Here is a 14,613-nt window from a genome sequence, read left to right on the forward strand (position 1 = left end):
CAGGAGGGGGGGCAGGGGCGGGCGCCGGGATTTCGCGCGCGAGCGGAACCCTGCGTCCCTCCTGCGCGGCTGACAGTCCGAGCTTCTGCATGATCGGGGCGGGCGTCGACGGATAGATCGCAAGCCGGGCCTTGACCGCCGCGCGCGTCGCGTCGTCGACCTGGTCGATCAGTCGTGTGGCGAGCTCGACGAACTGGCGCTGCTCGTCGTCGCTGTGGGTGCTCGACTGGACATAGAGGTCGGTCAGCACGCGCAGCAGCGTCGGACGAACATCGACGCCTTCGCGACGGGAGAGGGTCATCAGCCCGTCGAATCCTGGAAACAACGACTTGGTCATGGAGAGATACGCGACCTGGAAGAGATACTCGCCGCCAGCCTATCGCGGGCTCCTTTAAAGGCTCGTTAAGGAAAACGAGGCGTGAAGCCGAACGCTTGCTTTGAAGCGTTCTCGTGCCGCAACGGGACGGCGGGTCGCGCCCGTGCGGTTACGGTCCCGCCGGCACGTTTACACCCCGTTAACCATGAACTGATCTTAATGAATGCATGTTGCAGAGGCGCGCCGGGTCGCGCGGCAATTGAAGAGAGCTGATATGGGGACCATCATCGAATTTCCGGCCGGTCGCCGGGTGAGCGCGTCGGGGGACGTGGCTCCGCGCGCGGACATGGGCACGATTTTGATCCTTCCCGTGATCCGCATCGAGCGCGAGAGCGACGAGCCAAGCGGCGATCACGGGCCGGAGCAGGGCACAGCGCCGGGGCGCCGTCGTCGTCGCCGTTAGCCTTCGGCCTTTGCAATGCCGGAGAACCTCCGCCAGATCCGGCCCGTCGTAACGGCCATCATGCTCGCACTGCTGGGTGCGACGCTTGCCGCCTGTAGCGGCGGCGATTTCGGCCGCACCCGCGCCGACATGCGCAGCGACGACATGCATCGCTGGCTGGGCGCGGAAGTCACCTCCAGCGTTGGCCTGAAGCCATCCCAATTCCAGCTCACCGACGAGGAGCGCCAGCTTCGCGACCTCGCCTATCCCCTGATAGAGCCGCCATTGTCGCGGCCCGCCTGGAAGAGCGTGTTCGGCGACTACAAGGCGCTGCCCTCGCCCTGGCGGCAAAAGATCGTGTTCGACCGCACCATGTACGGTCGCACGCTGATCGACGAGCCGCACCGTTCGCATTCTTCGCGCTATACGCAGCTGATGGAGGACGTGCGCAACGACATCACCCGCTTCGAGCCGTTCTTCGCCTCCGCGATCCGCGTCATCGACCTCGACAAGAAGCGCAATGCCAGCATGGCGCGTGTCTCTTCCCTCTCGCCGCAGGAGAAAGAGGACGCGATCGAGCGCATGCAGGAGAATTCGCTGATCATCCAGTGGGTGCAGCAGTGCCTCGAGCAGCGCGTCTCGTCCTATCGCTGGGGTCTGGAGCGGCTGGTGATCCAGGCGCCCGACGGCATGGCCGCCGATGCCGACCGCCTCATCGGCGAGCTCGCCGCCCAGACCGCCAACCCGCCGGTCGCGGCCCAGCCGCCCTACGGCCGCGCGGTCGTCTCCAAGGGCTGATCGTTTCAAGGGTTGATCATTTTACGGCAGTGCGCCGGCGCTTGATTGCGTCGGTCTAGCGCGCTGCTTCAGCAGGTTTCCGACAAAATCCTTCAGCGCATCGTGCGCCCGTCAGCGCTGTCCGTCGTGCACGGAGATCGCGGAAGCCGCGAGGCCCCCGATGCGCGTGTGAGGCCGGCCGCCGGTGGCCATCACGAGCCCGAAGGCGATCTCGTCGCGCCGTGGTGAATCCCACAGCGTCATCTCCGCGGTGCCGAAATGGCTGCGGACATAGGCGGCGTGAATGTGCCCGAGCGGAACCATGAGCCGCGTGCCCGGACCGCCGATGGTCTTCGCCGCCGGAACGATCGCCTTGGGCTGACCGAGCACCTCGCGCATGCCCTGGCCGCCGGCCTCGTGCCAGACCGCACCGTGCTCGAGCTCGCCGTCCTCGCCGATGATGATGCCCTTGCCATAGGCTTCGATCTGCGCGGCACCGCCGAGCTGCGCGATCAGCCGTGTTGCGAGTTCTCGCCCGAGCTCGCGCAAGGATGCCTGAAACGGCATCAGGTCGGGTTCGAAGCGGCCCGCGAAGGGATTGCGGATGACCGCAATGGCCGTCCCGACCAGCAGCGGCATCTCCAGCCGGGGACCGCGTTCGTGCCAGATCGTCTCGACGCTGAGCGCGGTCTTGCGGATGTCATGGGACATGTCTTGAACCACCTCTTGGGAGGACATGCGCTGACTCTAGGCTTCGTCGACGACGGGATTGCGCAGCACGCCGATGTTCTCGATCTCGACCTCGACCACGTCGCCGGGCTTGAGGAAGACCGGCGGCTTGCGGGTGAAGCCGACGCCGGCCGGCGTGCCGGTGGCAATGACGTCGCCGGGGACGAGGTCGAAGATGGTCGAGCTGTACTCGATCAGCCGCGGGATCGAGAAGATCAGCATCGAGGTGTCGGAGGATTGCACCACCGCACCGTTGACGCGCGTCTCGAGCTTCAATTTGGTGGGATCGCCGATCTCGTCCGGCGTGACCAGCCAGGGACCGAACGGGCCGGTGCCGACGAAGTTCTTGCCGGAGGCGATCTGCTGGGCGTGACGCTGCCAGTCACGCACGCTGACGTCGTTGTAGATCGAGTAGCCCGCCACGTGATCCCAGGCGTCAGCCTGGCTGATGTGACGGCCGCCCTTGCCGATGACGACGGCAAGCTCGCCCTCCCAGTCGAAATTGTCCGAGACCTTCGGCCGGATTACCGGCGCGTTGTGCGCGACCTGGGAGCGCCAGACCCGGAGGAAGATCGGCGGAAATTCCGTGATCTCGCGCTTCATGCCGAACGCCACGGCTTCATTGTGGTGGTCGAGATAATTGCGCACGGCGCAGACGATCTTCTCCGGACGCGGGATCACCGGAAGATATTTGACGTCACTGAGCGCCATCGTGGGCTTGTGCCCGGCAACGATGGCCTCGCGCCGCGCATAGTCGTCGCTGCCGAGGAAGTCCGCGAGAACAGGGTATTGGGGCAGGGCGCGGCCGAGATCCACGACGCCATTTTCGACAACGGCGCCCCAGCTTTCCCGATTTCCGTCCAAGAATGACAGCAGCTTCATGGTCTCGCCCCAAAGGTTGGAATTTTCGATCTTGCTCATTATTTTCGAAAATGTGGTGAAACGCAAGCCCACGGTGATAAAAAGCGTGCCGCCTATTCGGTGTCGAGCAGGTGCCCGGCGTAGGTCGCGACGTTGTCAGCCGTGGTGCGGATATGCGTCTCGATCAGCTGCACCGCGAGATCCGGATTGCGCGAGATCGCGGCCTGCATGATCGCCTGGTGCTCGCCGGCCTTGTCACGTGGGCGCGGCCGGAAATTGGCCGACAGATGCCGATAGCGCTCGGCGCGATCGAACAGATCGGCGCGAATGGCGAGCAGTGTCGCGGAGCCGCAGGCGGACACCAGCGCCTGGTGGAATTGGCGATGGGCGATCTTCCATTCGGGATCGCGCAACGGATGCTCGGGATCGCGCTGCTCGATGCGCTTCAATCTGTGCAGGGTCGAGATGACGGCGATTTCCCAATCGTCGTCGCCCCGCTCGATGGCGCGGCGGATCAATTCCACCTCGATCAGCACCCGCGCATCGGTGACCTCCACCAGATCCTGGCGGCTGACGGGGGCCACGCGAAATCCACGCTGCTCCTGCGCGTCGACCAGACCTTCGGCGGTAAGCGCCGTCAGTGCCTCGCGCAGCGTCGTGAAACTGACGCCGAATCGTTCGCGCAGGACGTCGAATCGCAGCGGCTCGCCCGGCGCCAGGCCGCAGGCAATGATCTCCTCGCGCAGCCGATGGGTGATGTCGGCGGCAACGGTCTTGCCGAATTCCTTGCGGGGGCGAATGGCGCTTTCGGACATGGTTTCTGTCATTGAATCGATGGCTCAACATGCCGCGCCAACGAGCATCTTGCAATAATTTTCGTAAACGGTATTATTTTCGAAAATATGACTTGGGAGGCGTGTGACATCATGAGAGCGGTGCTGGTGCGTCAGCCGGGTGGGCCGGATGCACTCGAACTGGTCGAGCTTCCGGTGCCTATGCCCGGACCCGGCCAGGTGCAGATCCGCGCCGAAGCATTCGGGGTGGGGCAGCCCGATGTGCTGATCCGGCGTGGCGTCTACAAATGGATGCCGCCGCTGCCGGCTAATCCCGGCAACGACGTCGCCGGCCGCATTGCCGCGCTCGGGTCTGGCGTCGAGGGGTTTGCGGTCGGCCAGAAGGTGCTGCTGAGCGCACGCGACCTGTCGCAGCGCGGCGGCTGCTACGCCGACTATGTGGTCGCGCCCGCCGACGCCATTCATGCGCTGCCCGACAATGTCGATCTGCAAGCGGCCGTGTGCCTGTCGAACTACCAGGTCGCCTACGCGCTGCTGCACGAGTGCCGCCATCCGCGCGCACCGGCGAGCGTGCTGGTGATCGGGGCGGCGGGTGGTGTCGGTACCGCGCTGGTGCAGCTCGCCAAGCTCGCGCAGATGAAAGTCATCGGCACGGTCTCCACCGAAGAGAAGGCCGCATTTGCGCGGGGCAACGGCGCCGATCATGTCATCTACTACCGCCGCGAAGACGTGGTGGCGCGGACCCGCGAGCTGACCAATGGCGAGGGCGTTGGCCTCGTGCTCGATCACGTCTGTGGGCCCGAGTTCACCGGCTATCTCGGCGCGCTCGGCAAATGGGGGACGCTGCTGTCGTACAACGCCTTCGCCGGATTGCCGGAGGAAAACCTGATGGCGGCGATGCGCGACCATCTCGACATCTGCCCGGCGATACGCTGCTTCTCCTTCCACATCTACGACCACGATCGCGACGAGCGTCGCGCGCTCATGCGCAGCGTGATCGATGCGCTGAGCCGCAATGCGATCAAGCCCGCGATCTCGGCGGTCGTGAAGCTCGACGAGGTCAGGCAGGCCCACACGCTGCTCGAGCAGGGCTCGGCGCTCGGCAAGATCATCATGACGCCATGAGGGGGTGGATTGCACGATGACGACACAAGCACCCATTGCACGCTTCACCCGGCTCCGGCACGCGAGCTTTGCCTCGCCCGATCCCGAGCGGCTGCTCGACTATTACCGCGCCGTGATCGGTCTTGGCCTCGTCGGCCGCGACGGCAGCCGCATCTTCCTCGCCAACGATTCCGAGCAGCTTTCGCTGGTGATCGAACCCGGCGACGCGGCGCTGACGAGCATCGCCTTCGAGATATCGCCTGATGTCCAGATCGAGGCGCTCGGCGCCGCGCTGAAGCAGGCCGATCTGCGGCCCGAACTTCAGAGCGATCCACTGCCTGGCGTTTCGAGGCGGCTATCGTTCAGCGATCCCGAAGGCACGCGCTTCGAGTTGATCCAGGGCTGGACGCCGACGCCCGCGCAGGAGCGGATCGGTGCGCTTGCCGTCACCAAGCTCGGCCATGTCGCCCTTCGCACGCCCGATCCGCGCGCCGCCTCGGAGTTCTACGCGAACATGATGGGCCTGCGGGTCTCCGACTGGATCGAGGACCGCTTCGTCTTCATGCGCAGCGGCTATGAACATCACACGCTGAACTTCGCGCGCGCGCCCGGCCGCGGCCTGCATCATGTCGCGTTCGAGCTGCGGGGGCCGACCCACATGCAGCAGGCGTGCGACCATCTCGCCCGACATAAGCTCCCGGTGCTCTGGGGACCGGTACGTCACGGCCCCGGCCACAACACGGCGATCTATCACCGCAATCCCGACGGGCATCTGGTCGAGCTGTTCTTCGACCTCGACCGCATGACCGACGAGGCGCTCGGCTATTTCGAGCCGCGTCCCTGGCATCGCGATCGACCGCAGCGGCCAAAAGTCTGGGTCGGTCTGCCGCGCGACGTTTGGGGCATGCCGCCATCGCCTGAATGCACGGAGTTCGCCCGCTAGCAGATTCAAACTCGACTTGAAGAACGCCGCCTCGCTGCGGCCAACGATAGAACAATCAAAAGGGAGGACGCATCCATGCGAAGGATGAAGCGGCTTGCTGCGGCGATTTTTCTGTTTGGCGGTTTTTTAGCAATCACTTCGGCGTCGGCGGACAATTATCCGTCGCGCCCGATCCGGCTGCTGCATGGATTTGCCGCCGGCGGCGCGGCCGACACGCTGTCGCGCATCATCGCCGACGGGCTCTCGAAGAAGCTCGGACAACCGATCATCGTCGAGGCCAAGCCCGGTGCCGGCGGCAACATCGCCGCGGATGCCATCGCGAAAGCGGCGCCCGACGGCTACACGCTCGGGCTCGTCACCGGCGCCCACGCGATTTCCGCGGCGACCTACAAGAGCCTCGCCTACCAGCCGGCCGAGAGCTTCGAGATGATCTCGACGCTGGTCTATTACGCGCTCGTCATTGCCGTGCGTAGCGATTATCCGGCAAAATCGCTGGGCGAGCTCGTCGCCATGGCAAAGCAGAAGCCGGGCGCGCTCTCCTTCGGATCGGTCGGTTTCGGCAGCACGCATCATCTGGCAGGAGAGCTGTTGAACGCAGCCGCCGGCGTCGAGATCGTGCACGTGCCCTATCGCGGCGATTCTCAAGCGGTCACCGCGCTGCTCGGCGGAGAGGTTCCGGTGATCGTCGGCACCCCGGTCCTGCTCGCCGCGCAGATCCAGGGCGGTGCGATCCGCGGCCTGGCGGTGACCTCGCCGACGCGCACCGCATTGCTGCCCGACGTGCCGACGGTTCAGGAAGCCGGGATCAAGGGATATGACGTGCGCACCTGGGCCGGCCTGCTGGCGCCGAAGGGAACGCCGACTGCCATCATGGCCGCACTCAATGCGGCGACGTTGGACGCTCTTAGGGATCCCGACCTCAAGCAACGTCTGGAGACCGCCGTCGGCGGCGAGGTTCGCGGCAGCTCGCCGCAGGAGATGAAGACGCTGATCGAGACCGAGATCAGCAAATGGACCGGCGTGGTGGAGCGGGCGAAGATCCCGAAGATCTGACGATCGAAAGTATAGAAGTGAACATACTGCCGCGCGCGGGAACAGGATTGCCGCGCCGGCTCACATTGGTCGACGACCGGCTTGAATGTCGGGCTGCGGCGTGCGTCATTGATCGCTCGGGAGGTGAGCGTGGCCGCCAGAGCAATCAGGCATTCGATGCGGGCGTTGATCGTTGCGGCTTGCCTGGTTGCGGCTGCACAGTCCGTGGCTCAGGAAGACAAGAAAACCGACGACGACAAGCCTGCCGATCCCGACACCGGCGAGAGCACGGTCGAGGAGAAAACGCTCGGGCTGCTGCCGAATCCCTGGCAAAAGTACGGGGTGAAGTTTGCGGCCACCTATATCGGCGAGGTGCTCGGAAATCCGACCGGCGGTCTGAAGAAAGGTGCGGTCTACGAAGGCAGGCTCAGTCTCGCCGTCGATCTGGATTTCGAAAAGCTCGTCGGCATCGACAAGCTGACCTTTCACGCCAACATGTTTCAGATCCACGGCGACGGCCTCTCGCGCTCGAATCTGCAGAATTTCTTCGTCGTCAGCGGGATCGAAGCGTTGCCCTCGACGCGACTCTACGAGGCCTATTTCGAGAAGCAATGGGGCGACAAGAAACTATCGCTCAAGCTCGGACAGCTGGCGGCCGACAGCGAGTTCTTCAATACCAAGTACACGGATGTTTTCACCAACGCCTCGATGGGCTGGCCGGCGATCACGTCGCTTGCTTTGCCAAGCGGCGGGCCGTCGCCGCCTTTGGCGGCCATGGGCGCGCGCCTCCTGTGGAACGTGACAGAGCAGTTGTCCATCCTTGGCGCGATTTTCGACGGCGACCAGGCCGGTCCCGGTCCCGGCGATCCGCAGGAGCGTAACCGGTATGGCGTCAATTTCCGGGTCAACGATCCGCCGCTTCTGCTCGGCCAGGTTCAATATGCCTGGAACAACAGGAAGGGTGACCCGAACTTGACCGGCCAGTTCAAGGTCGGTGGCTGGCGTCATTTCGGATCGTTCGGGGATCAGCGCTTCGCATCCAACGGCGTCTCGCTGGCCGCGCCAACGAGCAGCGGGGAACCACGGCTCTTGTCGGGCGATATTGGAGCCTGGGCGGTCTTCGAGCAGCAGATTTATCGGGTGCCGAACAGCGACGATCGGGGCATCGGCATTTTCGCACGCGTGTCGGGCGCGCCGGCTGACCGTAATCTGGTCGATGTCTATGCAGATGGCGGCGTCGAGCTGATCGGGCTTAGCAATGCGCGCCCCGACGACAAGTTCGGCATTGCCGCCGGATATGCGCATGTCTCAAAGCGGGCCCAGACGCTCGACGCCGATTATGCCAGGTTGGTCGACCCGCGCTGGCCGGTGCGAAGCTTCGAGGGGCTGCTCACGGCCGTCTATCAATACCAGATCAAGGATGGCTGGACCGTTCAGCCGAACTTTCAATACATCGTCCATCCCGGTGGCGGCGCGACGGCTCCGGCGAGTCCGCTGCCGGGAAGGGCATTGCGAAATGCCTCGGTTTTCGGATTGCGCACGACCCTGAAATTTTAAGTCGAGGCAAACGCGAGCGAGGCCATGTCGGCAATCATCGCGCTTCGACCACCTCGCCATCCTCCTTCACGAACCGGCCGACGGGGTTGTCCAGGAGATCGATGACGGCTTCCGAGGGACGACACAGGCGTGTGCCCTTGGGCGTCACCACGATCGGACGGTTGATCAGGATGGGATGCGCGAGCATCTGGTCGATCAGCTCGTCGTCGGACCATTTGGGGTCGTCGAGGCCGAGCTCCTTGTAGGGCGTGCCTTTCTCGCGCAGCAGCGCGCGAGCGGAGATGCCCAGGGCCTTGATGAGCTCGACAAGCGTTTGGCGGGATGGTGGCGTCTTCAGATATTCGATCACGACGGGTTCGACGCCGCTCTGCCGGATCATCGCCAACGTGTTGCGCGAGGTGCCGCAGGCGGGGTTGTGATAGATCGTGACGCTCATGAGGTAGTCTCCGCGATTGGGATGGGGCCTTGCGCCTGGGGCCGTCCGAGCAACCAATTCATCAACAGCATGCCGGCAAAGGCTCCGCACAGCTCCGCGAGAATGAATCCGGGCAGGTCGGTGGGACGTATGCCCGAGAACGTGTTTGTCAGCGACCTTGCGATGGCCACTGCCGGATTGGCGAATGAGGTCGAAGCCGTGAACCAATAGGCCGCCGTGATGTACAGGCCGACCAGCCAGGGGACGGCAGTCCGCTGAAACCGGATGCCGGCCAGGATTGTGACGACCAGACCGAAAGCAGCGACGGCTTCGGCGAACCATTGCGGTCCTCCGGTTCGCATTTTCGTCGAGAGATCGATCAGCGGCAGTCCGAACATCAGATGCGCCGCCATAGTTCCCGCAATGCCGCCGGCGATCTGCGCCGCCACATAAAGTCCAGCCTCGTTAACCGGCAGCTCGCGCCTGCCGGTGAAGACCAGCGTGACCGCCGGATTGAAGTGCGCGCCGGAGATCGGGCCCAACACCGTGATCAGGACAACCAGAATGGCTCCCGTCGGCAGCGCGTTGCAGAGAAGCGCAAGCGCGACATCCTTGGTCAAGGATTCCGCCATAATGCCGGAGCCGACCACCGTGGCGACGAGAATGCCCGTACCGAGCGCCTCGGCCGCGAGGCGGCGCGGAAGATCGAATTGATCAGGCACGGCTTCGCTCCTTGCGTCTTGGCTTGCAGCAGGCTTGCAGGGTTTCGACGACCGGCTCGCAAACTTCCGGCCGCCCGCCGCAGCAATCCCGCAGCAGGAAGACCGCGACGTCCCGGAATTCGGTGAGGTTGGCGCGGTAGACGATCGAACGGCTGTGCCGCTCCGAGGTGACGAGGCGCGCGCGCGTCAGGATCGACAAATGCGCCGAGAGCGTGTTCTGAGGGACCTCCAACAGCCGTGCGAGATCGCCCGCAGCGAGACCATCAGGCTCGTGCCTGACCAGTGCGCGGAAGGCCTCCAGACGGGTCGACTGGGCCAGGGCGGCGAGCGCGAGGCCAGCTTCTTCCGTTTCCATATATCCAGATTTATGGAAGTAATTGAAGCGCGTCAATCCGGAATTCCCCCTGGGCGACCCAGCCCGTATTTCGAACATTCCAGAAATATAGTTTGACAGTTTGGCATCCGCCGGCACATCGTGGCACGCATGAAGATCGATGACGCAGCAGCACGCCTTGAAGCCCTGGGCAACCGGACGCGACTCCAGATTTATCGTGCCCTGGTCCGGGCCGGACACTCCGGCATGCCCGTCGGTCGGTTGCAGGACAAGCTGAAGATCCCGGCATCGACGCTGTCGCATCACATCAAGACCCTGGTCTCGGTCGGGCTCGTCAGTCAGGTCCGGGAATCGACCACGCTGATCTGCCACGCAAACTTCGACGCGATGCGGGGTCTGGTCGATTTCCTGGCGGCGGAGTGCTGCGCAGACGAAGTCGGATGCAAGACGACGCAAACCGCGGCGTGATCCTTTTTGGCTGATATTGTTCGATGATTCTAGAAATATGGGAGAAGCCGAATGAACGCTAAGAGGATCGCCATCGTCGGGGCAGGGCCTGTCGGCCTCGCAGCAGCTGCGCACGTCCTGGAGCGTGGCATGTCACCCCTCGTGCTGGAGGCAGGATCCGAAGCGGGGCACGCGGTGCGCCAGTGGCAGCAGGTCCAGCTCTTCTCACCGTGGGAATATAACATCGACAAGGCCGCGGCGCGCCTGCTGGCGCCGACGGGATGGAATTCGCCGGACCCGGGCTCCTATCCGACGGGTGGCGAACTGCTCGATCGATATCTGACGCCGCTTGCGACGCGAACGCCACTGCGCGAGGTGATCCGGACGTCCAGCCGCGTCTCGGCCATCAGCCGCGTCGGCTTCGATAAGGCGAAGACGAAGGGGCGTGAGCAGGCGCCTTTCGAAATCCGCTACCAGAACGGCAAAGGTCCTGAAGTGCTGCGCGCGGATGCCGTGATCGATACATCAGGCACATGGTTCTCGCCCAATCCCGCCGGAGCTAATGGTCTGCCCGCGATCGGCGAGCGCGAATGCGCCGGCCACATCGCCTATGGCATGCCCGATGTCCGTGGTGCCGGCCGCGCCAGATATGCCGGGAAGACTGTTGCGGTGCTCGGCGCCGGCCATTCCGCGGTGGGCACGCTGATCGATCTCGTGCATCTCGCCGAGGAAGTGCCGGGGACGCAAGCGATCTGGCTGTTGCGGGGCGCCGATCCCGCCAAGTCTTTTGGCGGCGGCCGGAATGACAAGCTCGCTGCACGCGGAGAGCTCGGCTCCACCTTCGCCGCGCTCGTGGCCGCCGGGAAGATCAGGGTCGAAACCGGATTCAGCGTCACGCAACTGTCGGACTCCGAAGGCCGCCTCGAGATCGCGGCCGGCTCGGGTTGTGGTGCGCGAAGTGTGATCGTTGACGACCTGATCGTCTCGACGGGCTTTCGTCCCGACTTTTCATTCCTGTCCGAATTGCGCCTGCGGCTCGATCCCGCCATCGAGGCGCCGGTCGCGCTCGCGCCGCTCATCGATCCCAACGAGCACAGCTGCGGCACGGTGCGCCCGCACGGCGCGCGCGAGCTCGCGCACGATGAGCCGGGCTTCTACATGGCGGGCGTGAAGTCGTATGGCCGCGCGCCGACCTTTCTCATGATGACAGGATATGAGCAGGTGCGGTCGATTGCGGCCGATCTCGCCGGCGACAAGAAAGCCGCCGCGAGGTTGGAGCTCGTGCTGCCGGAGACCGGCGTCTGCACGCGTGGCGGCGTGGAGTCGGGCGCCGCAGCGGGATGCTGCGGCGGGCCGGCGAAGGAAGAGCCATCGGCCTGCTGCGCCGCCGATGAAACGGCGAAGAAGGCGGGTGGCGCGGGGTGCGGTTGTTCATGACATTAGTTCTTGCAGGAGAAGCCGGAGAGTTGCCCATTGTGGTTGGTGCGCCGTGTCGAGCTGGGGGGAGGACAGCATTCGTAAGCTGAGCGGCCGGTCCCTGATCGCGGTGATGTGCATCGGCCAGGTCGGCAATCTGCTGCCGCATGTGACGCTCTCCGCGAACTTGGCGCAGCATCTGATGCCGGCGTGGGGCCTGTCGGCGGCCGAAGGCGGCTTGATGGCGAGCGGTTACGCGTTCGGCTACATGCTCGCCGTGCCCGTGCTGACGACCTTGACCGACCGGATCGACGCACGGCTCGTCCTGCTCTGGGGCTCGATCGTCAGCGGGCTGGCGACCATCGCGTTCGGACTCTTCGCGCAAGGGTTTTGGTCCGCGACCGCGATCTGGTCCCTGGCAGGGCTTGGATTTGCCGGCGCCTACATGCCGGGCCTGAAGGCGCTGACCGACCGGCTTCCCGCCGGCGACACCTCGCGCGCCGTCACGCTATACACGTCGAGCTTCTCGGTCGGCGTCGGCCTCTCGTTCCTGGTCGCGCAAGTGATCGCCGACCGCTGGGGATGGCGGACCGCTTTCCTTGTCACCGGCTTCGGTCCGATCGCAATGATCGTCGCGTGCCTTCTGATGCAGGCGCAGCGGCCCGCGCCGAAGGCGGGACGTCTGTTGAACTTCGCGCCCGTCTTCGCCAACCGCGAGGCGCTCGGATACATCTTCGGCTACGGCGCCCATTGCTTCGAGCTCTACGGTATCCGCACCTGGCTGGTCGGGTTCTGGACCTTCGTCGTCGCGCATCAAGGTGCGCCGTCGTGGTTGAGCCCCGTCGTGCTGAGCTTCTGCTTTGCGGTGATCTCGATGCCGGCCAGCATCCTCGGCAACGAGGCCGCGCTGAAGTTCGGCCGCCATCGCGCGATCACGGTCGTGATGATCGCGTCGGCCTGCGTGGCGCTGGTTATCGGCCTCAACACGACGGCGCCGGCTTGGGTGCTCGCACTGCTGCTGCTCGTCTATGGCCTGACCGTGCCGGCGGATTCCGGCGCGTTGACCGCCGGCATGTCGGCCGCGGCCGTAACCGAACATCGCGGCGCGACCCTGGCCCTGCATTCGACGGTCGGCTTCGGCCTGTCGGCCGTCGGCGCCTGGGGCACCGGCGCCGCGCTCGACGCAGCCGGCGGCCCGCAGAGCGCCACCGGCTGGCTGCTGGCGTTCGTTGTCCTTGCGGCTGGTATCGCGTTGGGTCCATTCGCGCTGCTGTGGGCGCGGAAGGGCCAGTCTGTTCGGGCGCAATCGGCGTGAGGTCGCGCAATTCTACTCGGCAGTGAGAATTCGATCGAGGCGCAATCGATGTCGATGATCGGTGAGAAGGCGAGCGCCTCCCGTCACGGCGGCGAGAGTTCCCAATCCCGTTCCGCCGGCGATCAAGAACATAATCAAGAGCTGATACTTGACGGCGTCGATCGGTTCGACGCCTGCAAGGATTTGACCGGTCATCATCCCCGGCAAAGAGACAAGGCCGATCGCGGCCATGCTGTTCATGATTGGCGTGAAGCCGCTTCTCAATGCGTCCCGCAGGACCGGCAGCAACGCCTGATAGCGGGTACCGCCAAGAGCAAGGCAAGCTTCGACGGCGGCTCGTTCGCGCACCAGGCTATTCGTCAGCACGTCCAGGCCCAGGCTTATTCCCGTCATGGTGTTGCCCAGGATCATGCCCAACAATGGCAGCGCATAGCGCGGATGATACCACGGATCCGGGCGTAGCTCCGTCAGAAGCGCGAACATCGTGACGGTCCCGGCCGCGAGCAACATGCATCCCGCCCCTAAGCCATAGCTCCAGATACCCGGCAGGCGTCGCTTTTGCCGAGCGACGATTTCCCGTGATGCGAAGAGAACCATGATGAAGGCGGCGAGGGCGGTCCAGAGCGGCGAGACCACGGCAAACAGGAACGTCAATACGTATCCGACGAGTATCAGCTGAAGCGCCATCCGCACGGTGGCGATGGCCAGCTGCTTTTCAAGCTTGAGGCGGAGAGCAAGCGAGAGCGCGCCATCCATGACGACAAGGAGCGCGGGCAGAACCAAATCGCCGTATGCCAAATGAATGTAACTCACGGCCGATTTTCCTCGATTCCACCGTCGGCATTCATCACAAGGACCCGCGACCCGACGCGGCGGGCCTGAGCGTTGTCGTGAGTGCTCCAAACGACACTCGTTCCATTCGAAATGCGTTCCGCGATCAAGGATTCAACGGCCGCCGTCGATGCCGAATCGAGGGCCGATGTCGGCTCGTCCAGGAGAAGAACCCGCGACCTCAGCATCAGCGCTCGCACCAGCCCCAGCCGTTGTCGCTCGCCGGTCGAAAGTCTTTGGATCGGCCAGGGACCGCAACTGCGCGGCAACCCCAGTCTCGTGACCAACGGTAAGGCATCATCCCAGCCGCTGAAGTGGTCTTGCACGATGTCGGACCACCAGCCCGGTTCGGCGGCGAGATAGGTCACTCGCTTGCGCCAGGCCGGGGCAGGCATCGCCTCCCTGAGCGTTCCGTCCAGTTTGACCATTCCTTCGTTGGGATCGAGATCCGCGATCGAGCGAAGGAGTTGGGTCTTCCCTACGCCAGAGGGCCCTTGCAGGGCGACGCATTCGCCGTCCTGCAAGTCGAATGAAACGGAGATGTGCAAGCGCTTGAGCGCGCGGACCGTGAGCATGTG

The 14,613-nt window shown here is 64.5% G+C and carries 17 protein-coding genes and 1 pseudogene; 9 read left to right on the forward strand and 9 right to left on the reverse strand.

What is annotated here, in order from left to right:
* Positions 1–337, reverse strand: a pseudogene (locus AC0L3K_RS29960) (DUF2336 domain-containing protein); the annotation flags it as partial.
* A gap of 253 nt (positions 338–590) precedes the next feature.
* Here AC0L3K_RS29960 and AC0L3K_RS29965 point away from each other — a divergent pair.
* Both AC0L3K_RS29965 and AC0L3K_RS29970 read left to right on the forward strand, forming a co-directional pair.
* On the forward strand, positions 591–779 hold the full coding sequence (locus tag AC0L3K_RS29965) for a hypothetical protein (RefSeq protein WP_007593508.1): 189 nt from the start codon (positions 591–593) through the stop codon (positions 777–779).
* Between the two features lie 15 nt (positions 780–794).
* Positions 795–1,556 (forward strand): hypothetical protein, encoded by a 762-nt coding sequence (locus tag AC0L3K_RS29970; RefSeq protein ID WP_354127452.1) that lies wholly within the window; start codon positions 795–797, stop codon positions 1,554–1,556.
* 111 nt (positions 1,557–1,667) lie between these two features.
* On the opposite strand, the gene AC0L3K_RS29975 is transcribed toward AC0L3K_RS29970, so the two are convergent.
* The 3 genes from AC0L3K_RS29975 to AC0L3K_RS29985 all read right to left on the reverse strand — a co-directional run bounded on the left by AC0L3K_RS29975 (position 1,668) and on the right by AC0L3K_RS29985 (position 3,940).
* Entirely contained in the window at positions 1,668–2,246 is a 579-nt protein-coding gene (locus tag AC0L3K_RS29975; protein ID WP_473367379.1) for an amino acid synthesis family protein, read from the reverse strand.
* 36 nt (positions 2,247–2,282) lie between these two features.
* A complete protein-coding gene (locus tag AC0L3K_RS29980; protein ID WP_473254643.1) occupies positions 2,283–3,146 on the reverse strand; it encodes a fumarylacetoacetate hydrolase family protein in 864 nt (287 codons plus the stop codon).
* 92 nt (positions 3,147–3,238) lie between these two features.
* Positions 3,239–3,940, reverse strand: a complete 702-nt coding sequence (locus AC0L3K_RS29985) for a GntR family transcriptional regulator (protein ID WP_473367380.1) — start codon at positions 3,938–3,940, stop codon at positions 3,239–3,241.
* Positions 3,941–4,051: 111 nt separating this feature from the next.
* On the opposite strand from AC0L3K_RS29985, the gene AC0L3K_RS29990 reads away from it, so the two are divergent.
* From AC0L3K_RS29990 to AC0L3K_RS30005, 4 genes are all read left to right on the forward strand, one after another.
* Entirely contained in the window at positions 4,052–5,044 is a 993-nt protein-coding gene (locus tag AC0L3K_RS29990) for a zinc-dependent alcohol dehydrogenase family protein (protein WP_354202163.1), read from the forward strand.
* A 16-nt stretch (positions 5,045–5,060) separates the two neighbouring features.
* Positions 5,061–5,966, forward strand: coding sequence for a VOC family protein (locus tag AC0L3K_RS29995; RefSeq protein WP_219684861.1), 906 nt, complete (start codon positions 5,061–5,063; stop codon positions 5,964–5,966).
* A gap of 75 nt (positions 5,967–6,041) precedes the next feature.
* Positions 6,042–7,019 carry a tripartite tricarboxylate transporter substrate binding protein gene (locus AC0L3K_RS30000; protein ID WP_219684860.1) on the forward strand — a complete coding sequence of 326 codons (978 nt, stop codon included), beginning with the start codon at positions 6,042–6,044 and terminating at the stop codon, positions 7,017–7,019.
* A 129-nt stretch (positions 7,020–7,148) separates the two neighbouring features.
* Positions 7,149–8,555, forward strand: a complete 1,407-nt coding sequence (locus tag AC0L3K_RS30005) for a carbohydrate porin (RefSeq protein WP_473367381.1) — start codon at positions 7,149–7,151, stop codon at positions 8,553–8,555.
* A gap of 34 nt (positions 8,556–8,589) precedes the next feature.
* Here the strand turns inward: AC0L3K_RS30005 and arsC are convergent, their stop codons facing one another.
* From arsC to AC0L3K_RS30020, 3 genes are read right to left on the reverse strand one after another with little or no spacing between them, the layout of a single operon-like run.
* A complete protein-coding gene (gene arsC, locus AC0L3K_RS30010; protein ID WP_007593493.1) occupies positions 8,590–8,991 on the reverse strand; it encodes an arsenate reductase (glutaredoxin) in 402 nt (133 codons plus the stop codon).
* Positions 8,988–9,692, reverse strand: a complete 705-nt coding sequence (locus tag AC0L3K_RS30015) for an MIP/aquaporin family protein (RefSeq protein ID WP_354127456.1) — start codon at positions 9,690–9,692, stop codon at positions 8,988–8,990. The genes arsC and AC0L3K_RS30015 overlap by 4 nt, the downstream gene beginning before the upstream one ends.
* Positions 9,685–10,047: an ArsR/SmtB family transcription factor gene (locus tag AC0L3K_RS30020; protein ID WP_473367382.1), complete on the reverse strand. Its 363-nt coding sequence runs from the start codon at positions 10,045–10,047 to the stop codon at positions 9,685–9,687. Before AC0L3K_RS30020 ends, AC0L3K_RS30015 begins: the two co-directional genes overlap by 8 nt.
* Positions 10,048–10,176: 129 nt before the next feature.
* Here AC0L3K_RS30020 and AC0L3K_RS30025 point away from each other — a divergent pair, with 129 nt between their 5' ends.
* From AC0L3K_RS30025 to AC0L3K_RS30035, 3 genes are all read left to right on the forward strand, one after another.
* Positions 10,177–10,494 carry an ArsR/SmtB family transcription factor gene (locus AC0L3K_RS30025; protein WP_007593490.1) on the forward strand — a complete coding sequence of 106 codons (318 nt, stop codon included), beginning with the start codon at positions 10,177–10,179 and terminating at the stop codon, positions 10,492–10,494.
* A gap of 51 nt (positions 10,495–10,545) precedes the next feature.
* The gene (locus tag AC0L3K_RS30030; protein WP_473367383.1) at positions 10,546–11,910 is read left to right on the forward strand and encodes an NAD(P)-binding domain-containing protein; all 1,365 of its coding nucleotides are present in this window, start codon (positions 10,546–10,548) and stop codon (positions 11,908–11,910) included.
* Between the two features lie 112 nt (positions 11,911–12,022).
* Positions 12,023–13,204, forward strand: a complete 1,182-nt coding sequence (locus AC0L3K_RS30035) for an MFS transporter (RefSeq protein WP_473367406.1) — start codon at positions 12,023–12,025, stop codon at positions 13,202–13,204.
* Between the two features lie 12 nt (positions 13,205–13,216).
* Here AC0L3K_RS30035 and AC0L3K_RS30040 read toward each other — a convergent pair whose 3' ends face one another.
* The gene (locus tag AC0L3K_RS30040; protein WP_473367384.1) at positions 13,217–14,017 is read right to left on the reverse strand and encodes an ABC transporter permease; all 801 of its coding nucleotides are present in this window, start codon (positions 14,015–14,017) and stop codon (positions 13,217–13,219) included.
* Positions 14,014–14,610, reverse strand: a complete 597-nt coding sequence (locus tag AC0L3K_RS30045; protein ID WP_354127460.1) for an ABC transporter ATP-binding protein — start codon at positions 14,608–14,610, stop codon at positions 14,014–14,016. Before AC0L3K_RS30045 ends, AC0L3K_RS30040 begins: the two co-directional genes overlap by 4 nt.
* Positions 14,611–14,613 lie beyond the last annotated feature (3 nt).

It is taken from the genome of Bradyrhizobium sp. MI1.10, assembly GCF_055811035.1.